Annotated in this window: 18 protein-coding genes and 1 other RNA gene; 6 read left to right on the top strand and 13 right to left on the bottom strand. The window is 65.6% G+C overall.

Features of this window, described 5'->3' with window-relative positions:
- The 7 genes from QMG84_RS14005 to QMG84_RS14035 all read right to left on the bottom strand — a co-directional run bounded on the left by QMG84_RS14005 (position 1) and on the right by QMG84_RS14035 (position 7527).
- Positions 1–1419 carry a UDP-N-acetylmuramoylalanyl-D-glutamyl-2,6-diaminopimelate--D-alanyl-D-alanine ligase gene (locus tag QMG84_RS14005; RefSeq protein WP_281928636.1) on the bottom strand — a complete coding sequence of 473 codons (1419 nt, stop codon included), beginning with the start codon at positions 1417–1419 and terminating at the stop codon, positions 1–3.
- The gene (locus QMG84_RS14010) at positions 1416–2870 is read right to left on the bottom strand and encodes a UDP-N-acetylmuramoyl-L-alanyl-D-glutamate--2,6-diaminopimelate ligase (protein ID WP_281928637.1); all 1455 of its coding nucleotides are present in this window, start codon (positions 2868–2870) and stop codon (positions 1416–1418) included. Before QMG84_RS14010 ends, QMG84_RS14005 begins: the two co-directional genes overlap by 4 nt.
- Positions 2870–4657: a peptidoglycan D,D-transpeptidase FtsI family protein gene (locus QMG84_RS14015; protein WP_434085991.1), complete on the bottom strand. Its 1788-nt coding sequence runs from the start codon at positions 4655–4657 to the stop codon at positions 2870–2872. The genes QMG84_RS14010 and QMG84_RS14015 overlap by 1 nt, the downstream gene beginning before the upstream one ends.
- 38 nt (positions 4658–4695) lie before the next feature.
- Entirely contained in the window at positions 4696–5175 is a 480-nt protein-coding gene (ftsL, locus tag QMG84_RS14020; protein WP_281928639.1) for a cell division protein FtsL, read from the bottom strand.
- Complete coding sequence (gene rsmH / locus QMG84_RS14025) at positions 5175–6215, bottom strand: 16S rRNA (cytosine(1402)-N(4))-methyltransferase RsmH (RefSeq protein WP_281932021.1); 1041 nt, start codon at positions 6213–6215, stop codon at positions 5175–5177. The genes ftsL and rsmH overlap by 1 nt, the downstream gene beginning before the upstream one ends.
- Positions 6216–6556: 341 nt before the next feature.
- Positions 6557–6943, bottom strand: an RNA gene (gene rnpB, locus QMG84_RS14030) — RNase P RNA component class A.
- 53 nt (positions 6944–6996) lie between these two features.
- Positions 6997–7527 carry a hypothetical protein gene (locus QMG84_RS14035; protein WP_281928641.1) on the bottom strand — a complete coding sequence of 177 codons (531 nt, stop codon included), beginning with the start codon at positions 7525–7527 and terminating at the stop codon, positions 6997–6999.
- A 97-nt stretch (positions 7528–7624) separates the two neighbouring features.
- Here QMG84_RS14035 and QMG84_RS14040 point away from each other — a divergent pair, with 97 nt between their 5' ends.
- From QMG84_RS14040 to QMG84_RS14050, 3 genes are all read left to right on the top strand, one after another.
- On the top strand, positions 7625–9868 hold the full coding sequence (locus QMG84_RS14040) for a primosomal protein N' (RefSeq protein ID WP_281928642.1): 2244 nt from the start codon (positions 7625–7627) through the stop codon (positions 9866–9868).
- A 200-nt stretch (positions 9869–10068) separates the two neighbouring features.
- The gene (locus tag QMG84_RS14045) at positions 10069–10374 is read left to right on the top strand and encodes a hypothetical protein (protein WP_281928644.1); all 306 of its coding nucleotides are present in this window, start codon (positions 10069–10071) and stop codon (positions 10372–10374) included.
- A 210-nt stretch (positions 10375–10584) separates the two neighbouring features.
- Positions 10585–11061: a hypothetical protein gene (locus QMG84_RS14050; protein ID WP_281928645.1), complete on the top strand. Its 477-nt coding sequence runs from the start codon at positions 10585–10587 to the stop codon at positions 11059–11061.
- A gap of 191 nt (positions 11062–11252) precedes the next feature.
- Here QMG84_RS14050 and hrcA read toward each other — a convergent pair whose 3' ends face one another.
- The 4 genes from hrcA to QMG84_RS14070 all read right to left on the bottom strand — a co-directional run bounded on the left by hrcA (position 11253) and on the right by QMG84_RS14070 (position 16055).
- Positions 11253–12338: a heat-inducible transcriptional repressor HrcA gene (gene hrcA / locus QMG84_RS14055; RefSeq protein WP_202072389.1), complete on the bottom strand. Its 1086-nt coding sequence runs from the start codon at positions 12336–12338 to the stop codon at positions 11253–11255.
- A 290-nt stretch (positions 12339–12628) separates the two neighbouring features.
- Positions 12629–13417 carry an outer membrane protein gene (locus QMG84_RS14060; protein WP_202072388.1) on the bottom strand — a complete coding sequence of 263 codons (789 nt, stop codon included), beginning with the start codon at positions 13415–13417 and terminating at the stop codon, positions 12629–12631.
- Positions 13418–13578: 161 nt separating this feature from the next.
- The gene (locus tag QMG84_RS14065) at positions 13579–14820 is read right to left on the bottom strand and encodes a glycosyltransferase (RefSeq protein ID WP_281928647.1); all 1242 of its coding nucleotides are present in this window, start codon (positions 14818–14820) and stop codon (positions 13579–13581) included.
- Positions 14817–16055 (bottom strand): glycosyltransferase, encoded by a 1239-nt coding sequence (locus QMG84_RS14070; protein WP_281928648.1) that lies wholly within the window; start codon positions 16053–16055, stop codon positions 14817–14819. The genes QMG84_RS14065 and QMG84_RS14070 overlap by 4 nt, the downstream gene beginning before the upstream one ends.
- 48 nt (positions 16056–16103) lie before the next feature.
- On the opposite strand from QMG84_RS14070, the gene QMG84_RS14075 reads away from it, so the two are divergent.
- Positions 16104–16997: a hypothetical protein gene (locus QMG84_RS14075; RefSeq protein WP_202072386.1), complete on the top strand. Its 894-nt coding sequence runs from the start codon at positions 16104–16106 to the stop codon at positions 16995–16997.
- Between the two features lie 142 nt (positions 16998–17139).
- On the top strand, positions 17140–18303 hold the full coding sequence (locus QMG84_RS14080; RefSeq protein ID WP_281928650.1) for an LptF/LptG family permease: 1164 nt from the start codon (positions 17140–17142) through the stop codon (positions 18301–18303).
- Here the strand turns inward: QMG84_RS14080 and QMG84_RS14085 are convergent.
- Together QMG84_RS14085 and QMG84_RS14090 are read right to left on the bottom strand one after the other, a co-directional pair.
- Positions 18282–19043, bottom strand: a complete 762-nt coding sequence (locus QMG84_RS14085) for an ABC transporter ATP-binding protein (protein ID WP_281928652.1) — start codon at positions 19041–19043, stop codon at positions 18282–18284. The two genes, QMG84_RS14080 and QMG84_RS14085, sit on opposite strands and share 22 nt — an antisense overlap.
- On the bottom strand, positions 19033–19857 hold the full coding sequence (locus QMG84_RS14090) for an ABC transporter permease (RefSeq protein WP_281928653.1): 825 nt from the start codon (positions 19855–19857) through the stop codon (positions 19033–19035). Before QMG84_RS14090 ends, QMG84_RS14085 begins: the two co-directional genes overlap by 11 nt.
- 137 nt (positions 19858–19994) lie before the next feature.
- Between QMG84_RS14090 and QMG84_RS14095 the strand changes: the two genes are divergently transcribed.
- On the top strand, positions 19995–21476 hold the full coding sequence (locus QMG84_RS14095) for an FAD-dependent oxidoreductase (RefSeq protein ID WP_281928654.1): 1482 nt from the start codon (positions 19995–19997) through the stop codon (positions 21474–21476).
- Positions 21477–21680: the final 204 nt, after the last annotated feature.

Raw genomic sequence — 21680 nt, forward strand, 5'->3', positions numbered from 1 at the left:
TCAACTGGCCATCTCGGGCGCGAATTTCGCTTTCGCCGCAGCGACAATCTTCGACATGCGCGACCCGTTGGAGCCCTTGATCATGACGACGTCCCCCGACCGAATTGCGGCGAGGACGGGCTCTTCGACCTCCAGCGCCGTGGCGCGATGGGCGGCGCGCATGGCCTCCGGCGCGGCGTAATAGAGCTGCTGCATCAGCGGCCCGGCCGTGAACAGCAGATCAACCTTGGCGTGCGCGACATCCTCCGCCAGCGCCGCGTGTAGATTCCCGCCTTCTGGTCCAAGCTCCAGCATGTCGCCGAGCACGGCGATACGGCGCCCGCCCGCTCTGGGCGCCGTCGCGGCAAGAAGCTCCAGCGCCGCGCGCATGGACGTCGGATTGGCGTTGTAGCTCTCGTCGATGAGCGTAAAATCTCCCTCGTCGACGGGAAGCGTCTCACGCTGGCCGCGCCCCTTGGGCGGCGCGAAATCGACAAGCGCCGCGGCGGCCTCTTCGAGATCGAGATCGAAAGAAACAGCGATCAGCAGCGCGGCGAGCGAATTGAGCGCGATGTGCTTGCCCGGCGCGCCGATGAGGTAAGAAAGCCGCCGGCCGAGAATCTCGGCCTCTATCTCACAGCCGCCATCGATCTGTTTATAAGAAAGCAGCCGCGCCTGCGCGCCTTCGGCCTCGCCGAAATCGAGAACATGCCCTGCATAAGGCGCAGCCGCCTCTGCGAGCCGCTCATATTCCGCGTCGTCGCGATTGATGATGGCGACGCCGCCTTCGAGGCCCCCGAAGATTTCCGCCTTGGCGTCGGCGATGGCCTCGAGCGACGCGAAATGCTCGAGATGCACGGGCGCGACGCGCGTCACCACAGCGACATGCGGGCGCACCTGCGCGACGAGACCGGCGATTTCGCCGGCGTGATTCATGCCGATCTCGAAAACGCCGAAGCGCGACGACGCCGGCATCCGCGCCAGCGACAGCGGCACGCCCCATTGATTATTGTAGGAGGCGACAGAGGCATGCGTGGCGCCGAAATGCGCCAGCATCAGCCGCGTCATATCCTTCGTGGAGGTCTTGCCGACCGAGCCGGTGATGGCGGCGATGAAGGCGGCCGTGCGGTCGCGCGCGCGCATGCCGAGGAGTTCAAGCGAGTGCTGCACGTCCTTGACGACGAAAAGCGGCCCGGCGCCTGCAAGCTCACGCGCGTGCTCTTCGTCGATCACCGCCGCAGCGGCGCCCTTCTCGAAAGCCGCGTTGACGAATTCATGGCCGTCGCGCGCCTCGCCCTTGATGGCGACGAAAAGATCGCCGGGCTGCAGCGTGCGCGTGTCGATCGAGACGCCCGTCGCCTGGCGGGCGAGCGCGCCGCTGACGCGGGCCTGCAAGGCGCCGACGAGCGCCAGTCCCGACCATAGAGGTTCCTGCTTCATGAGCTGTGCTCCTGCAGCGCTTTCGTGACAGCTTCGTGGTCGGAAAAGGGCAATATGCGATTGCCGACGATCTGGCCAGTCTCGTGCCCCTTGCCGGCGACCACGAGCGCGTCGCCGGCGCAAAGGCCCGCGACGGCCTGGGAGATGGCCTCCCCCCGGTCGGCGATCTCGATGATCTGCGCCGGACCCGCGCCTTTGGCGCCGTCGATGATGGCGGCGCGAATCAGCGCGGGGTCCTCGCTTCGGGGATTGTCGTCCGTGACGATCGCGACATCGGCGGCGCGCACGGCGATCTCGCCCATCAGCGCCCGCTTGCCCTTGTCGCGATCGCCGCCGCAGCCGAAAACGACGATGAGCCGACCCTTGGTCAGCGGCCGCAGCGTGGCGATCACTTTCTCGAGCGCGTCGGGCTTATGGGCGTAATCGACGAAGACCGGCGCGCCATTGCGGGCGCCGACGAGTTCGAGGCGCCCGGGAGCGCCCTTGAGATGATCGAGCGCGGCGAAGACCCGCGCGGGATCGTCACCGGACGCGATGGCGAGCCCCGCCGCGACAAGCGCGTTCGAGGTCTGAAAGGCGCCAGCGAGCGGCAGTTCGATCTTGTAATTCTTGCCGGCGTGGCTGATGTCGAGGCTCGTCGCCAGCGCATGCGGGCGCGCGTCTTTCAGCACGATGGCCTCGCCCTTGGCGCCGACGCCGAAGACGCTCAGCCCACGGGTGTTGCAAACCGCGGCGACACGCGTAGCCACATCGCTGTCGGCGTCGATCACCGCCGTCTGGCCGGGCTGCAACAGCGTATCGAAGAGGCGCATCTTCGCCGCGAAATAGTCTTCCATGTCGCGGTGGTGGTCGAGATGGTCGCGCGAGAAATTGGTGAAGCCCGCCGCAGCCAGCCTCACGCCGTCGAGGCGGCGCTGGTCGACGCCGAGCGAGGAGGCTTCCATCGCGAGATGTGTCACGCCCCCCGCGGCAAGTTCATTCAGCGTCTTGTGCAACTCGACAGGCCCCGGCGTCGTCAGCGCGCCGTAATGGGCGCCCTTGGAATCGACGACGCCGACCGTGCCGAGCGAGGCCGCCTCATGGCCCATCGCCGCCCAGATCTGCCGCAGAAAGGCGACGACGGAGGTCTTGCCGCTCGTGCCGGTCACCGCGACGATTGTTTCCGGCTGGCGCGGATAGAAGCGCGCCGCGGCGCGCGCCACGGCCGCCCGCACATCGGGGACGACGATCAGCGGCAAGGCGCATTCGGCCGCGCGCTCAGCGATGACGACCGCCGCGCCGCGCGCCTTGGCGTCCCCCACAAAAGCAAGACCATCCCCGGCATGGCCAGGGATGGCGAAAAAGGCAAAGCCCTCGCTGACGACGCGGCTGTCCGCCGAGAGGCCCGCGATCTCGATGTTCCCGATGGAAGGGTCGAGGTCGCCCAACGCGAGGAGTTCAGAGAGACGCATCAGTGGCCACGGCCTCCGGCAGCAGGAACATTGGCCATGCCATAACCGAGTTTGGCGAGCAGCGGGAAGGGCATATGCGGCGGCTCGAAGCGCGGCGCGAGGCCGAGGATCGGGCCGGTGCGCTCGATGATCTCGCCGGTGACGAAGCCGGCGTTATAGGCGGCGGTGGCGTAGCCGCCGTCCTCGGGCCGACCCTGCGGCTCGTCCATGATGGTGAGGAAAAGATATTTAGGCTTGTCCGACGGCGCGACGGCCATGAAGGTCGTGAACAGGCGGGTCTTGCTGTAATGGCCGCCGACGACCTTTTCCGCCGTGCCGGTTTTGCCGCCGACGAAATAGCCGTCGACATTGACCCTTTTTGCTGTGCCGATCTCGGCGTTGAGGCGCATGAGATAGCGCATGGCCTCGCTCGTCTCGGGTTTCACCACTTGCACGGCGTTCTTCATCGCCTCTTCCTGCGAGCGCTTGAGGAAGGTCGGCGTGATAAGATAGCCGCCATTCATCAGCGCGCCGACCGCCATCATCGCCTGTAGCGGCGCGACGGCGAGACCATGGCCGAAGGCGATGGTCATAGTGTTCAGCTCGCTCCAGTTCTTCGGATAGATCGGCTCGGCGCTTTCGGGCAGCTCCGTGCGCATGCGCGTGAGCTGGCCCATCTTGCGCAGATAAGCCTTGTGCTTCTCGACGCCCTGCCCCATCGCCATGCGCGCCGTGCCGATGTTCGAGGAATAAGTGAAAACCTCCGGCACCGTCAGCGCGCGGTTCTGCGCGTGATAATCGTGGATCTTGAAACGGCCGAAGGAGAGCGCGCCGCGCGCATCGAGGCGCGAACCGAGATTCACTTTGCCCGAGTCGAGCGCCATCGAGATGGTCAGCGCCTTGAAGGTCGAGCCCATCTCATAGACGCCGACATTCATGCGGTTGATGTGGGTAAGGTCGAGCGCGTTGGCGTTTTCTTCGGTCGGATGGTTCGGATCGTAATCCGGCAGCGACGCGAGCGCGATTACTTCGCCTGTATTCACATCCAGAATGGCTGCGGCGCCGGCTTTCGCCTTGAAGCGGGTGACGCCTTTCTCCAGCTCGTCGCGCAGCGCATGGGTCGCGCGAATGTCGAGCGAGAGCGTGATCGGCTGAAGCTCGTCGGGCGTAGCGCCGAAGCCGAGATTATGCAGATCGGCGAGCCCTTGCCCGTCGATATATTTCTCGATTCCGGCGATGCCCTGATTGTCGATATTGGCGAAGCCGAGCACATGCGCGCCGATCGGTCCGTTCGGATAGACGCGCTTATTTTCGGCGATAAGGCCGACGCCCGGCAGGCCGAGATGAAACACTTCGTCGCGCTGATGCGGCGTGACTTCGCGCTTCACCCAGACAAAGCCCTTCTTCGAGGCGCCGAGACGCTCGCGCAATTCTTTTGACGGGACGTCGGGCAGAACGGCGGTGAGAAGCTCCGTCGCCTCGTCTTTGTCGATCAAGCGTCTCGGCTCCGCGAAAACCGACATCACCTTGACGTCGCTCGCCAGCACTTCGCCGTTGCGGTCGAGAATATCGGGACGCGACGCCGAAACCGCTTCGGCGGCGGGATGACGAACTGTCTCCGGCTTGAAGCCGAGATAGACGAGCTTGGCGCAAATGACGCCGTAAAGGACAAGGAAGCCGAGCGCGGCAAGGCGCATGCGCGAGGCGCTGGTCTGAAGGCTCGTCGAAAAAACGGCGCGCACCATGCCGGCATATTTCGACGACTTCCTGGTCGGACGCGGCGGCGGCGTTTCGAGCAAATCCGACATAGGCTCGGGCGGAGTGTCCCAGTTGGGCTGACGCTCTGTCATGGCTTTTTGGGCTCGCGGCTCGGGCTCTGCGGATTGGCGCTCGGCGCCTTGTTGGTTGCGACGGTTTTGGGCGTCGCCGTCTTCGGCTTGGCGGCCTGGGGCTTCGGCGTCGTCGTCGACGCGCTCGGCTGCGCGGAAGGCGTCGCGGGCGCGGAGAGGCCGATCTCGCTGAGCTTGGCCCCGATCGCGTCGCTACGGGTCTTCTGCGGCAAGGCCGTCGCCGGCACGAGCTGCGACACCTGAAGCGGCTTCAACTCTGGCAAATATTTGTCGGCGAGCGGCTGCAGGCGCTCGGGGCGCGTCATATAGGCCCATTCCGCCCGCAAAACGGCGATGGCGTCGCGCTCGGCCTTGATTTCGAGCTTTGTCTTGGTGATCTGCTCCAGGCGATAGGCCGTCTGATATTTGATCGTATAGGCGTAGACCGCCGAGCTGATCAGCGCCGCCACCGCGAGAATGTTGAGAAGCCGAAGCATCAGACTTTTCCTTTCTCGCGCGTCGGGAGGCGCACGAGCCGCGTGAGCTTGTCGGCGAGCGGCAGCGGGGCCGAGGCGTTGCGCGTTGCATGGCGCAGCTTCGCCGAACGCGCGCGCGGATTGGCCTCGACTTCCGCGCGCGTCGGCGCGATCGGCTGGCGGCCCTCGCAGGTAAAGCTCGTTTCCGGCGGCGCGGCTTCGCCGGGCAGGCGGCGCGAGCCAGTCTCGCCGCGCCCCGAGCGCTCGGCGAGGAACTGCTTGACGATGCGGTCTTCGAGCGAATGGAAGGTCACGACGACGAGCCGCCCCCCGGGGCCAAGCGTGCGCTCCGCCGCCGCGAGGCCGTCGAGCAATTCGCCGAGCTCGTCATTGACGGCAATGCGCAGCGCCTGGAAGCTCTTCGTCGCCGGGTGAATATCGCCCGGCCGCCCCGGCGCGACGCGCGCGATCATCTCGGCCAGCGCCTTGGTGGAAGTGAAAGGCGCGAGATTGCGGTCGTGGGCGATGGCGCGGGCGATGCGGCGCGAGGCGCGCTCCTCGCCGTAGTAATAGAGAATATCCGCGAGCGTCTCTTCGTCGGCCTCATTGACGATATCGGCGGCGGAGACGCCCCTGCCCTCCATGCGCATATCGAGCGGGCCGTCGCCGCGAAAGGAAAAGCCGCGCTCGGCCTGGTCGAACTGCATGGACGAAACGCCGATGTCGAAGACGGCGCCATCGAGGGGAACGAAGTCTTGCGCGCGCGCGACCTCTTCGAGCTGCGAAAAGCGCGCCTCGACAAGCGTGAGCCGCCCCTGCGCCTTCGCCACGAGCCCCGCGCCGCCGGCGATGGCGGTCGGATCGCGATCGAGCGCCAGAACTTTCGTATCGGCGGCCGCGAGCAAAGCGCGCGTATAGCCGCCAGCGCCGAAAGTGCCGTCGAGATAGCGCCCGCCGTCACGCGGCCGCAGCGCCTCGATCACCTCGTTGAGCAGCACGGGCACATGCCGGGCCGGCCCCTCGCCGGCCGGCGGCTCATCCGCGCCGCGGTCCCTTCCCATCACGCTCGCCCTCGCATTCGCCATCGCCTTCGCCCCGACGCAGCGGACTGGCGCGACCGGGCCCTCGAGAGGCTCACGCGCGGTCCGAAGGCGTCGCGGCGAAACGGTTTGGCGGGCCATGGTTCGTTCAAAGCGTCGGCGGAGCGGCGGACAAGCCGCGGCGCCGCCTCCGGCGCCAAACAGCATTAAGCTTTGTTAGTCTTAAGAGAGGGTTACCGGCCCACGCGAGAATTCGCGTCGATTGCCCCGTCATTGCGAGCGAAACGAAGCAATCCAGGGCCGCGATAGCCGCTCTGGTTTGCTTCGCTTCGCTCCCAATGACAGCCCGCCCCAAAAAGCCGGGCGCCAGTCGGCCTGTAAGCCGGGTTCTGTATGGCGTTGGCCGGTTTCCCGACCCCCGCGTGACGGCCATTCCTCTGGGACGGTCGTCGCCGACCGCCTCGAGCAACCAACCCGGGCGACGTCCCGGAGACGGGTCGAAAGCTTTGAGAGCCTTCAGTCGCCCCTATTCGGTTTTGCTCCCGGCGGGGCTTGCCATGCCCTGAAGCGTTGCCGCTCAGGCGGTGCGCTCTTACCGCACCCTTTCACCCTTACCGGGCGTGAAGCCCGGCGGTTTGCTTTCTGTGGCGCTTTCCCTGGGGTTGCCCCCGCCGGACGTTATCCGGCGCCGTGTCTCCGTGGAGCCCGGACTTTCCTCTGCATGACGCAGCGGCCGTCCGGCCGACTGGCTCGTTTTAGGGATAGGGAGCGGGAGGCGGAAGGTCAAGGCGCGACGGCTTGCTCAACCGCGCAAGAGCGGCGTCGTCTCGCTCCATGCCGCCTGCGCCGCCTCTCGCGCCCGCGCGGAAACCAGCGCCCCGGCCGCAAGCCCGAACGCGAACGCAATATAAGAACCGGCCATCGACTTCTTCGAGAGCGCCAACTCCCAGCCCGGCGTGAAGCGATGCGGCGTCGCGCCATAATCCACGGCTGCCGCGATTCCCGACATACCGAAGGCGTCCCGCAGCAGCTCCCACATCGAGCGCGGCGGATTGCGCGCCAGCCAGGCCTCGAAAAACCCCGCCCATAGCACCGAAGAGAGGTGGTGGGTGGCGAAGCCCACCAGCGTATGGCGCGCGGTGGGCGCCTCGACTTTCGCCGCCGCGTCGCCCTGAACCCAATGACTCGTGGCGTTCAACGGCTGCAGCGCCCCCTTCCCCTCGGCCTTGGCGAGCGCCGCCAGGGCCGCCGCCGAGACGAGCGCCGCGACAGTGCCCGTCGTCACCGCCGAAACGCCGAGCTGCGACCAATTGCTGTCCAGGACCTTCGTCATGCTGGCCTCCCGAGAACGTCTCCGGCAGGAGCAACCACAGGGAGCGGGCTTCGTTCCGCGGCTTCCGGCGGCGCATGAGATGCTTTAAGCCGTCGCCATGAGCGCGGCGCAGGATGAATCGAAAGGGGCCCAGACCGTCGACGTGCTGGCGCCGGTCGCCGTCGACACGAGCTATTCCTATCTCGCCCCGCCCGCCCTCGGATTGCAGCCGGGCGACAGCGTCAAAGTTCCGCTCGGCGCACGCGAGGCCTATGGCGTCGTCTGGTTCGTCGACGACGCCGAAAGACCGCGCGGCAATCTCAAGACCGTCATCGCGCGTCTCGACCGCCCGCCGCTCTCGCAGAAGCTGCGCGACTTCATCGACTGGCTCGCGCGCTACACGCTGACGCCGCGCGGCATGGCGCTGCGCCTCGCAACCCGCGCCGCGGAGGAGGCCGCGCCCGATACATTGCGCACGCTCTATCGCGCGGGCGGGAAAAAGCCCGAGCGGCTTACGCCCACACGCGCGCGTGTGTTGGAGGCAGCCCAAGGCGGCATGGCTTTCTCCAAGAAAGCGCTCGCCGAGGCGGCCGCCTGCTCGACAGGCGTGATCGACGGGCTCGTCGATGAAGGCGCCTTGGAGACAATTGCAGCGCCGCCGGAGCCGGTCGCGCGCGCGCTCGACCCTGATTTCGCCGCGCCCGTACTCGAGCCCGCGCAACGCGAAGCGGCGGACGCTTTGACCGAGGCCGTGCGCGCACGTGCGTTTAAGCCCTTTCTGCTCGAAGGCGTCACTGGCTCCGGCAAAACGGAAGTCTATTTCGAGGCCGTCGCCGCCGCCCTGAAGGACGGCGGCCAGGCGCTCGTGATGATGCCGGAGATTGCGCTCACGGCGCAATTTCTGGAGCGCTTCGCCGCGCGCTTTGGCGAGAAGCCGGCGGAATGGCACTCGGGCGTCTCCGAGCGCAAGCGCGCGCGCATCTGGCGCGCGGCGGCGACAGGAGAGTTGAGCGTCGTCGCAGGCGCGCGCTCGGCGTTGTTTCTCCCCTTCCGCGACCTTCGCCTCATCGTCGTCGATGAAGAACATGAAGGCGCCTACAAGCAGGACGACGGCGCCTCTTATCATGCGCGCGACATGGCGGTGGTGCGCGCGCGTATCGAGAACGCTGCGATCGTGCTGGCTTCCGCAACGCCCTCGATCGAAACGCGAGTCAACGCAGAACGCGGACGCTACGGCCATTTGCGACTGCATGCGCGCGCCGGCTCCCGCGCCATGCCGCTGCTCGAGCCGATCGACATGCGCGTTGAGGGCGCAGAACGCGGACGCTGGATCGCGCCGCGGCTTGCGCTTGCAATGGGCGAAACCATAGCGCGCGGCGAACAGGCGCTGCTTTTTCTCAACCGCCGCGGCTATGCGCCTTTGACGCTGTGTCGCGATTGCGGCCATCGCTTCCGCTGCACGCAATGCGACGCCTGGCTTGTCGAACATCGCTTCCGCCGCGCCCTCGTCTGCCACCACTGCGGCCATACCGAGCGGCGCCCGGACACATGCCCGGAATGCGGCGCCGAAGATTCGCTGACGGCTTGCGGCCCCGGCGTCGAACGCCTCGCCGAAGAAGCCGCAACGCTCTTTCCCGACGCGCGCATTCTCGTGCTCTCGTCCGACTTCCCCGGCGGCGCCGAGAGGCTGCGACGCGAGCTGGACGAAATCGCCAAAGGCGCGTTTGACATCGTCATCGGCACGCAGCTCGTCGCCAAGGGCCACAACTTTCCGCATCTGACGCTCGTCGGAGTCGTCGACGCAGACTTGGGCCTCGGCAGCGGCGATCCGCGCGCGGCCGAACGCACCTTTCAATTGCTCAATCAAGTCACCGGACGCGCCGGGCGCGGCGACAAGCCGGGACGCGCGCTTATTCAAACATTCCAGCCCGAGCATCCGGTCATTGCTGCGCTGCTCTCGGGCGACGCCGAGAAATTCTACGCGCAGGAAATCGCGCTGCGCGAACGCGCCGGACTGCCGCCCTTCGGGCGCCTTGCGGCGCTCATTGTCTCCGGCAAGGACGCGGCCACGGCCGAAGCGCATGCGCGCGCCTTGGCGCGCGCCGCGCATGAATTGCCGACCTCTTCGCGCTATCGCGTCGCCGCGCTCGGCGGATTGCCCGAGGCTGACGAAATCATGATGCTCGGCCCGGCCGAGGCGCCGATCGCGCTCATTCGCGGCCGCTTTCGCTACCGTCTGCTCGTGAAGGCGCCGCGTAGCGCCGACGTGCAATGCTTCCTGCGCGATCTCATTGCGGCGGCGCCGAAGGAACGTGGCGGCGTGCGTGTGCAGATCGACGTCGATCCGCAGAGTTTTCTCTGAAGATTGCCGAGTAGGAATCGCCCCCTCCCTGTCCCTCCCCCGCCATAGGGCGTCTGCAAGACGCCCGTCTTTCGACGGGCTTTGGCGGGGGAGGGTTGGGGAGGGGGCCAGCCGTTGAAACTACGTACCCCGGCGACAGATAGCACTGACCACAAAGCGCTTATGCGCGCTTTGCTCTTTCCTGCATGGAAGGATGAGAGATGAAAATCAGGTCAGTCTTCTTCGCTACGCTCGTGGCGGGCGGCGTCGTCGCCGTTGCGCCGCTTGCTTCCGCCATGACTCTGGCGCCGCTAAAGGCCCCGGGCGTCACTCCGCAAAACGTGCACTCCGTCATGATCTGCGAACATGGCCGCTGCTTCTGGACTCGCAATCACTGGGGTTACGGAGGCGACCACTGGGGCTACGGCAGCGGATGGCGCGGCGATCGCTGGGGTTACGGCGGCGGATGGCGCCGTGATCATTGGCGCGATCGCGACTACGACTGGGATCGCGACGATTGGCGCTGAGCGCGGAAATGCGCGTGACACATGGCTCGCGGCGCAACCGCGAGCCTTTTTATTTTGGATCGCGCGCCTTCGGGCGCGCAACTGTGAAGCGAGCCTGAAGGCTCGCGGTCCTCCCAGCGCGCGTTGAAAGCGCGGAGGCGCGCGACAGATAGCAGGCGCCTCTTCGCATGAGGAGGAAATGGCCTGCCTTCAGCAGGAAAGGACGAATCTATGAAGACGCTTCTCTTGCTCGCTTCCATGGCCGCCGGCGCAGTCGCGCTTGCGGCGCCAGCCTCCAAGGCCATGCCGCTCGCGCCCGCCGGTCAGGATAGCGGCGTTGTGCAAGCGCATGGCGTTCGCATCTGCGACGACGACGGCGATTGCTGGTGGTCGTACCGCCACCATCGCGGCGGATATTGGGACGAAGACCGAGATCATGGTCGATATGGCTATCGCTACCATGACGAGGATTATGATCACGGGCATCGCTACCGCCGCGATTATGATCGCGATGAATATGAGGAGCGCGGCGAATATCGCGATCATGGCCGCTATGGTCGCGGCGACCATGAACGCCGCGAGATGGAGCACGACAAATATCGCGAGCGCCAGGGCATGGAGAAGGGTCACGAGCGTGAGCAAAGCGCGCGCGAAGAAGCCAGAGAGCAAGGCATGAAGGAGCGCGGCGGACAGTCCAAGAAGGATTGACGCATGCGCGCCGATACAATTTCCATTTGAACAGCTCGCATGGGGACGTGTCATTCCCGGCGGGCTAAAAGCCCGACCGGGAATCCAGAGCCGCAAAAGCGCTGGTCCTGCTCTGGATTCCCGATCGCTCGCTTTGCGAGCGTCGGGAATGACACCCGCTTATTGAGCTGGCGCGACGTTGAAGAAGTGAGTCACGCGCCGCCGACGACGCGAGCGACGATCTTCGCGGTGTAATCGACCATCGGCACGATGCGCGCGTAATTCAGGCGCGTCGGGCCGATGACGCCGAGCGCGCCGATGATGCGCCGCTCGCTGTCGCGCAAAGGCGCCGCGATCATCGACGAGCCGGAGAGCGAAAACAGCTTGTTCTCGGAGCCGATGAAAATCCGCACGCCCTCGCCTTGCTCGGCGCGCTCCAGAAGATCGATCACGCCGGTCTTGGTTTCGAGATCGGCAAATAGCAGGCGCACGCGCTCGAGATCGGCGGCGGCGGTCAAATCTTCGAGAAGATGCGCCTGGCCGCGCACGATGAGCTGGCGATTGTCACTCGGCGCGCCGCCCCAGCTCGCAAGCCCCTGCTGGACCAGCCGCGCGGTCAATTCGTCGAGTTCCATCTGCGCGGCGCGGCGCGAGGCTTCTATCCCGTCGCGCGCCTCCGCCAGCGTGCGGCCGATGATGCGCGCGTTGAGATAATTCGCCGCTTCGATCAGAGCGGAAGCCGGTAGATCCCGCGAGACGGGAATGACGCGATTCTCGACAGTACCGTCGTCGGCGACGAGAATGGCGAGCGCGCGCTCCGGCTCCAGCCGCACGAAATCAATCTGCTTGAGGCGCACATTCTCCTTGCTCGCGACGACGACTCCGGCGACGCGCGCCAGGCCGGACAGCAGACCCGTCGCCTCCGCCAGCACGCCTTCGAGATCGTGATCCTTGGATGCGGCCTCGACCTCCGCCGCAATGCGCGCGCGCTCGGCTTCTTCGAGATCGCCGATCTGCAAGAGCGAATCGACGAAAAAGCGCAGACCCAGCTCGGTCGGCATGCGTCCGGCGCTGGTATGCGGCGCATAGATGAGACCAAGCTCCTCGAGGTCCTGCATCACATTGCGAACCGAGGCCGGCGACAAGGTCATCGGTAGAAGGCGTGAAATCTGCCGAGAGCCGACGGGTTCACCCGTGGCCAGATAGCTGTCGACGAGCTGCCGAAAGATTTCCCGCGAACGGTCGGTGAGCAACGACAGGCCCGATGCGGAGGGAACAATCGGCGATGGTCGGATCATGGGCATAAGAATAACGCATCAGCGCGCGGCGTCGAGAATCAAAAAAGCCCGGCCGCCTGGGCCGGGCTCTGGCTGCTGACAAAGTAGCGGTAACGCCCCTAGCGCTTCGAGACGCCTGCTGCGCAGGCTCCTCAGCATGAGGAGCTTCTGCTACTGCGCCAAACACTTAGGCCTCATCCTGAGGAGCGAGCGACGCTCGCGTCTCGAAGGACGAGGCCGCCTCGGAGGTTTGTCAACAAACTGAGCCCGGCCGCTTGGGCCGGGCTTCTCGTCGAAGCAGCGTCGGGGGATTAAATCCCCAGATCGGGCATGCCGATCAGAGCGCCCAGATTTTTGACGCGGTAATTGACGCCGATGCGCGCGATATGCGTGTCGAAGCCATTGCCGGTGAAGGTGCGGTAGGCGTTGGGGTAGCCCAGGCCCGAGCCATGCGTGCCCTGCAGGCTCGAATAGAGATATTCGGCCTTGACGCTGATCTTGTCGAACAGGGCGTATTCGAAGCCCGCGCCCACCGTCCAGCCGGCCTGCCAGCTCGAGGCCGAGGTTGGGAAGAGATAGCCCGCGACGCTGTCCACGCCGCTGACGTGCAACTGGCCATAGGCGAGGCCGCCCGTAACATAGGGCATGAACCGGCCAAAGGCGTAACCGATGCGCAGACGCTCGGCGCCGTACCAGCGCAGGCGGCTGTAGAGCTGATTGCCCCAATTCCAGCCGCCGGTGACGTTGCTGCTCACATCGGCGTAGTTGAACTCGGACTCGTAGCCGAGCACGATACGGTTCGGCAATTGCCAATCGGCGCCGCTCTGCACGCCGACAAGATAGCCTCTCGTGCCGAGGTTGGTCGCCACATTGTTCCAGTTGACGACCGGAGTCGGGCCAAAAGCGGTGACGTTGGACAGATAGCCGGTCGAGCCGGCGCCATAGCCGCCGCTGATGCCGAGATGATATCCGGTCCAGTCGAAGCCAATTGCCGGCGGGGGCGGCGGCGGAGCCTTATAGCTCGGAAGATCCGCGGCGGTCGCAACGCCGAAAGACAGGATCGACGCGGCAGCGCCAAAAACCGCAGCCTTGAAATTCATATGTAGTCTCCAAGAGCAAGGCCGCCCGGTCTCCGGCGCAGCAACATGTCGCAAAAGTAACACCGCATAACTGATGAAGAAATTACGCGCGCGCCCTGTTCGGCGAATTTACCGGCCGCGTTGCCGTGGAGTCACACTTTCATACAATCATCTGATTTTTATCAGGAAACATTAAGAGGACGCCCCAGGAGCGGAGCGGCCAGCGCGCCAAGGTTGCGCTGATAGGCGGCAAGCGAGAAGCGGGTCTCGTAATAAATGCGGGCCGCGCTCACGCTGCGCTGCGAATCGTCCTTCGGCGGAATGGCGGCGGCCGAGCGCAGCGCGGCGGCGAAATCCTCCGCGGTTTCGGCGAGCGTCACGCCAGGGAGCGAGAGAGCGTCGCGATCCATGCCGCGCAGGGCTTGCGGCGTCGCAATGAGCGGCAGGCCGCTCGACATGGCCTCGACCGTCTTGATCGACAGCCCCGTCCCGCTGATCGTCGGCAACAGGACGAGCCTGGCGCCGGCGTAGACTTCGCCGGGGTCTTCGACCCGGCCCAGGAACCAGTCCTTGTAAGCGGCATACTCCTCCGGCGCGCGGGCGCGCACCCCGGCGTCGACGCTGCCGGCGATCTTGACCGTCACGCCCGGCGCTTTCGGCGCGACCTCGCGCAGGAACCAGATCAGGCTCTCGACATTGGCCGTGTTGTTGCTGGAGACGATGACGATGTCGGACCCGCCAGGGCCCGTCGGCGCGGCGGGCGTCGGCGGGTAGAGCAGCGCATGGCGCTTCTCGGGCAGAAGGGCGCGGAAATCCTCCGCCTCCTGCGCATTGAGATGCAGCAGAAGATCGGCGCCGCGCATCGCCGAAAGCTCCTGCGCCAACATCGCCTCATAGGTCGCGCGCGGCGAAAGCCAGTGCATGCGCTCATTGATGAGCGCGAACTGCCGCGCCTGCAGATCATGCGTATCGAGCAAGATCGGCGCGCGCCCGCGCGCCAGCCGCCGCGCCACCGGCATCAGAAAGAAATGGTTGCAATGGATGAGGTCGTACTCTTGCGCCTCGACCAGCGGCGACAGCTCGGCGCGCTCGGCCATCCCCAACCGAATCGCCGCCTGATCGCCATGGATATAGGGCCAGAGAGTCTGCGCGAGGAACCGCGGGCCGAGCATGGCGTGGAACGGCGCGCCGCCGTAATAGCGCGGGCCGGACTCGAGCTCGGGTGTGGCCTCGGTAAAGCTCTTCCAGATCCAGGCGCGGCCAGGGACGAAACCGGGGTCGGCGCTGATGGCGATCGGCAGCACCTCGGCCCCGAGCGCCCGGTAAGCCTCGATCTGTCCGAGCACGACGCGATAGGTGCCACAGGAATGCCAGGCCGGATGGATGAGCGCCACGCGCCGGCCGGTAAGATCGATCGCGCTCATGCGGGAAGGGTTTCCAGCTCCGCCGCCAGCGCCCGCGCATAGGCCGCGGGGCTGAAGACTGCCTCGTAATATTTGCGTGTGTCGCTTGCGGCCGCGGGCGTTTCGCCGGCGTCGGCGCGCGCCTGCGCCTCGCGCCAAAGCCGGGCGAATTGCTCGGCGTCCTCGGCCAGAGAGACATTCGAGAAAGCTGACGGATCGACCTTCATGCCGCGAAAAGCGAGCGGCGTCGCGATGAGCGGCGCGCCGCAGGAGAGCGCCTCCACAGCCTTGATGGAGAGGCCATGCCCCTCGACCGTCGGCAGCAGGACGCAGCCCGCATTGGCGTAGACCGCGCCGATATTCTCGACCCGCCCTCGGAATAGCGCGCGATGCGCCTCGTAAAGCGCGGGATCGCGCTGCTTCACGCCCGCGTCAATATTGCCGTAGATCGCAACTCGGGCGCCGTCCGCGCGCGGGACGACCTCCTGCAAAAGCCAGCGCAGGCTCTTGTAATTGGCGTAATTGTCGCTCGCGACGATGATGATCTCGCCGCCCGCCGCGCGTGGAACGTCGAGCACGGCCGGGTAGATCAGCGCATGGCGCGCCTGCGGCAAAAGCGCCCGGAAGTCGCGGTCTTCCTCCTCATTGAGATGCGCGCAGAGATCGGCGCGGCGCATCCAATCGAGTTCGACCGCCAACATCTCATCGTAGCCGACGTAAGGCGGGATGAAAAAGCCGCCCTGATTGCGCAGCACATATTGCCGCGCCTGGATGTCCTGCGTCTCCAAGATCACAGGAACCCGCCTGCCCCGCTTCAATCGCTCGACGAAGGGCAACGTGATATAGTGGTTGGCGTGGAAGAGATCGATCGCTTCGAGATCGTCCGGCACGGGAACCCGCTTGGCGATCTCGATCAGCCATGACGCCTGATCGCCATGGATGAGGCGCCACCAGCCGTCAAGGAGCAGCCGCGACGCCAGAGCGGCGTTCGGCGCGCCGCAGAAATAGCGTCGATCGGCCCCAATGTCGCGGGTGGCGGCGAGATAGGACGGCCAGCGCCCGCCATCGGGCGCCGGCGGGGTCAGCGCGTCCATCATCGCAACGGACAGCACGCGCGCGCCGAGCGCCTGATAGGCGGCGATCTGACTGACGTTGACCTGATAGCTGCCGCAACTGTGCCAGGCGGCGTGGACGACGGCGACGGTCTTCCCGGCGAGCGGCCGCGCAGGAGGCGGCGTCTCCGAAATCTGCCCCAATCGACCGCCCCCTTGCTTTTGCCCGAATTTTACAAGTACACCCCCTATATGAGCCTTCGACCTTCGAATCCACCCCTGCGCGCCCCGGAGTCAGAGACCGGCGCCGCCGCGCCCGCCAAGCGCTATGGCATCGCCATCGTCGGCAACGACAAGATCATCGATTGGCTGCTGCCCTTCCTGGAGAGCTACCGCGACACCAATTCGTCGCTGCCGATCTATCTCATCCCCTATGACGACAACGTCGAAATGACCCGCCGCGCCGCCGATGTTTACGGCGCGACCTATGTGGACGAGGAGCCGGTCGAGATCGACAAGCTCTCCCATGAGCTCTATCCGGGTTTTTTCAACAATAACCGCCGCCGACTGCGCAAGCTCCAGGCGCTTGCCCTGCCGCTCGACGAAGTCGCTTATGTGGATGTGGACGTCATTCTGTTTCGCGACTTCACGCCCATTTTCGGCAGGCTCGAAGCCGGCAAAAGGGAATTCATCGTCGCCTCGCCGAGCTTCGAATATGTCTACAACGACAGGCGCAGCAATTACGCCTTCCTGAACGACGCGCTGCTGTTCAACGACGGCTTCTGGGTCACGTCCAACAAATATCTCAAGCTCTCAGACTTCATCGAAACGATGAAGGAAGACGCCGAGATTTTCCACGACGTGCGCAAGCGCGGCCAGCTTTTCGCGCAGCCGCTGGTGAACTTCGTCACCCATCGCCGCGGGATCAAGATCGAGCTGCTGCCCAATGTGGTGGAGAAAGCCTCGCATGAGAGCTTCTACAAGGCGCCGGGCGTGACCTTCGTGGACGGCAAGCCGGTGGATTACGAAGGCAAGGAAATCTATTTCGCCCACTGGGCCGGCGCGGTCGCGCTGCCCGCGCGCGGCGTCTTCGATCCAGCCTGGACGCAATATTCCAAGGCCGCCTGGGCGCGGTTCAAGAAATAGCGCTGCAGGACCACGCGCCTTGATTTTTTACCCGTCATTGAGAGCGACGCGAAGCAATCCAGGGGCCGCGATGTGGCTCTGGATTGCTTCGTCGCTGACGCTCCTCGCAATGACGGGCACAACGCCAAAGCGGCAATAACCCATGCCCCGCCTCCTCTTTTTCTATCTCTTCAAGCGCGTGGGCTTCAGCGTCCTCATCGTTCAGCTCGCCTTGTCGGTTCCAGTCGTTCTTTCCTATTTGCTCTATCAATTGCCGCCGGCGGCCGTGCGCGGCGGGCTCGTTATCCCGGCGCTGGTCGGCGTGACGCCGACAGTCGCTTATATGACCTTGCCGATGGCGATCGGCGTCGGCGCCGCGCTCGAATTCTCGCGCATGGCCAGCGAAGGCATGATCGCCGTGCTCTATGCGCTGCGGCTTTCCGTCTGGTCGATCTGCCGTCCGACATTATCGCTCGCCGCGGGCGTCGTCGTGCTCGGCTATATTCTCGCCAACATCATCGCCCCCCACTATTCGAGCAACATGCAGGACGTGTTGAACGTCGTCCGCAATTCGCTCAACCACCGCATGCTCGACGCGGCGCATTTCTACACTTTCTCGAATGGCGTGAAGACGCTCTACATCGAGCGCTGGATCACGCCCGACATCGCCGCCAATCTGTTCATCCGGCAGATTTCCATCGAGAAGATGGAAGAAGAAACGATCACCGCCGCGCGCGCGGAATTCCGCCGCAACGACTCGGGCGTCATCGTCGCGCTCTCCAACGGCAGCATCCAGACCCGCTCGGTCACGAGCAATGAGGTGCGGATCGCCAATTTCGACGAATACGCCATGGCGCTTCCTATGCAGGGCAGCAGCTCCCTGCCCGATCGCGGCTGGAAAGGCGTTTACGAGTTGTCGGCGGGAGAATTCCTCGCCAGCATGAAGCTCGCAAAGCAGGATCATCGCCAGTTCGGCGAGTGGATGGCAGAGGCGGCGAAACGCTTCGGCGCGCCGGCGCTCGCGCTCGCGCACGCGCTACTCGCCATGGCGCTGACCCTGACCTTCGGCAATATCACAGGTCGGCGCGGCGCGGCCGGCAGCCTGCCGATCATCGCCATTCCGGCGGCGCATATCGGTTTTCTGGTGGGGCTGGAATCGCTGCTGCGCATCAGCGCCTGGTTCGCGATCCCCTTGGTGGCCGCCGTGGGCGTCGAGATCGGCGTCTCGGCCTGGCTCATCGGCAGGCTGAATTACAGCCCGCGCGCCAAGCGCTTCGACGCTCCTGCGCCGGCGACGACGGCTGGCTACGCCGCGCCGGCCGCCTGAGCTTCCTCGGCCAGCATTGCGGCGCGATAATCGGCGATGATGCGCTTGGGCTCGCCGATCTCCTTGACCACGCCCTGCTCCAGCCAAAGGATGCGATCGCAGAGATTCTCGAGAAAATCGAGATCATGCGAGACCATCAGGATCGTGCCGGTCCGGCTGAAGTCAGCGATATATTTCTCGCATTTGCGCTGAAAGATCTCGTCGCCGACCGAAAGCGCCTCGTCGACGATGAGCACATCCGCCTTGGCGTGGGCGCAAATCGCGAAGGCGACGCGCGCGATCATGCCCATGGAATAGGTCCGCATCGGCTGCTCGAAGAAGGGGCCGATGTCGGCAAAGGCGGCGATGTCCTCGATGCACTCGTCGACTTCCCTGCGCGACAGGCCAAGGATCGCCGCGCCAATGCGGGCGTTCTCGCGCCCCGTCAGCAGCCCGTCGAAGCCGGAGCCCAACGCCAGGATCGGCGCGATGCGCCCCTTGACCTCGAATTCCCCTTTGGTCGGCATGGTGATGCCGCAGATGATCTGCAGCAGCGTCGTCTTGCCGGCGCCATTGCGCCCGAGAATGCCGACGCGCCCGCCCTTCTCGACCGTGAAGGTCATGTCGTGCAGAACCCACTTCTCCTTGTAGAAGGTCTTCCACAGGCCGAAGAGGATCTGCTTCAATTGGTCGTTCTGATGCGCATAGAGCTGGAAGGCTTTTCCGATGCCCTTGCAGCGAATGGCCGGCTCAGATGACATCGACGATGACCGATTTGTAGCGCATGAAGAACTGGTAGCCCCCGATGAACACGGCGTAGGAGACGGCGACGACGAGCAGATAGCCGAAGACGTTCGGCACATAGCCGTCGAGCGCGACGGCGCGCAGCATCTCGATATAGTCGCCGACGATATTGAGGCGCAGCCACATCGCCGTCGAGGTCGACATCTGCGCAATCTGGTCGAGCCGGTAGAAGATCGGCGTCGCGAACATCAGCACCGGAACGATCGACGCCATGATATGCGCGACGTCGCGCGTGAAGGCGCCGAGCGCCATCAGAAACCAGACGACGCCCAGGATGAACAGGAAGAAGGGGACGACGAGCAGCGGCGTCAGCACGATGGTGAGCGGCACGCTCCCCGCCGTCAGCAGGCGGAAGGCGATATAAACGCCGAAGGCGACGCCGGCATAGGTGAAAGCGCGGATCGTCGCCGTCCAGGCGATGGTCTCGCTCGGGAAGATCGAGCGCTTGACGAAATTCACATGCTCATGGAGCAGGATCGGCGCGCGATAGGCGAGCTCGCTGAAGAGGTTGAAGACAATCAGCCCGATGAAGATGCCGCTGGCGTAATCCGTCACGCTCATGCCGGCGGAAAGCTGCGGCACGGTGATCGAGAAGAGCGTCGTATAGGTGAGCAGCATCACCAGCGGCGAGAGCGCCGCCCAGGCCGGCCCCAGGAAAGAGCCGCGAAAGCGCGAGATGAATTCCCGCCGCACGACGGCGCGAATGAGCTCCCGGTGACGCCAGGCCCGCTCGAAAGGGGCGATATAGGCGGGCGGGATCGAGGCGAGCAACAGTCTCAGCATCCTTTACGAAAGCGAGCGCCATGAGGCGCGCCGGTCGCCTGCATAGACCAGTTCCGGCCGCGCCCTGTCAATGCCGAGGGTTAACTGGCGAGCCGCGCGGGCCTATGCTCGCCTGGGAGGCGCAAATGCTGACTCGCCGGCAGACCATGAGACTCTTGGGCGCCGCCGCGCTTGCGCCGCGGCGCGTGGCCGCCGAGCCGGATTACCGGATCAGCGCATGGACGGGCGACAGTTTCGCGCCCATGCACGCCATCCGCGACGGTCTTTGGGACCGGCCGGCGCCCGCGCCCGAGCGGCGGGTCGAGGTCGCCATCGTCGGCGGCGGCCTCGCGGGCCTCGCCGCCGCGACCCTGCTGCGCGACCGCGACATTTTGCTGCTGGAGCGCGAGACGGAGCCCGGCGGCGCCGCCAAATCCGGGCGCTGGCGCGACATCGATTATGCGCTGGGCTCGGCTTATTTCGTCGACGTCGCCGAACCCTTCGGCCCCTTCTACGAGGCGCTGGGACTGACGCCGCGTCCCGTCCCGCAGCCTGAGAATCGCGTCATCGCCAACGGCTCTGCCGACGCTCTCGCCGGGCCGCTGCGCGAGCCCTTCGAGAGACTGCGCGGCTTAGTGGAAAAGCTCGTGGCGGGCCCCGACCTCCCTAAAACGCCGATCGAGGCGGCGCCATCCGCGGCGCTGGCGCTCGACCGGCTGACGCTGCGCCAGTTTCTCCTTCGGGAGCAGATCGACCCCGCCCTCCTCCCCTATCTCGACGCCTTCAGCCGCTCGGCCATGGGCGCGCCGGCCGCCGAAGTCTCGGCCTATGTGGGATTGAACTTCCTCACCGAGCTTGCCGGCCGGATTTACGCCTTTCCGGGCGGCAACGCCGCGCTTGCAAAGGCGATGGCGGCGCGGGTTTCGAGCGCCGGAGCGGGCCGTATCGCAACCGGCGCGGCGGTCTTCGCGGTCGAGCCGTCGGGCGACGGGGGCGAGGCCCGGGTGGCCTGGTTCGACGCTGAAAACCCCGGGGAGCCCCGCTGCGTGGCGGCCAAATGGGTCGTGCTCGCCGCGCCCTTTTTCTTTGCGGCGCGACTCCTGCGCGGGATCGACCCCGTCGCCAAAGCGGCGATGACGCGCCTGCGACAGGGAAGCTTTCTCGTCGCCAATTGCTGCTTCGAGGGCGCCCTGGCGCCCGGCGCCTTTGACTGCTGGACCCCGGAAGCCGAGCGCGTCACCGACGCCATCGACGCCGGCGCCGCGCTTGGCGAGAGACGGCCGAAGGACCACGGGGTTCTCACGGTCTACGCGCCGTTCCGAGACCCGCAGATGGGGCGCGCGCAATTGCTGGCGGGCGACGGCGCGGCGCTGGCCGAGCCGATCGTGGCGGAGCTGCGACGCTTCCTGCCCGAGGCCTTTTCAGGGAAGCGCCTCGCCCAGGTGCGGCTGACGCGCTGGGGGCATCACCATCTCATCCCGGCGCCCGGGATCGTCGAAACCATGCGGACGCTGCCGAAGCGCTATGGCAATGTCCTGCTGGCCCACTCCGACGGCCAGGGCATGCCGGCCGTCGAGAGCGCGATCACCGAGGCGCATCGGGCGGCCGCCATCATCAAGGGCAAGTGAATGCGGGCAAAGCGTTGATAAAGTGGCGGTGACGCCCTTCGTGCTTCGAGACGCCTGCTACGCAGGCTCCTCAGCATGAAGGGCTTCTGCATCTACGCCAAACACTTCTGCATCAAACACTTAGGCCTCATCCTGAGGAGCGAGCGAAGCTCGCGTCTCGAAGGACGAGGCCGCCTCGGAGGTTTATCAACAAACTGAGGGGCG

It is taken from the genome of Methylocystis iwaonis (assembly GCF_027925385.1).
GTDB classification, from domain to species: Bacteria; Pseudomonadota; Alphaproteobacteria; order Rhizobiales; family Beijerinckiaceae; genus Methylocystis; species Methylocystis iwaonis.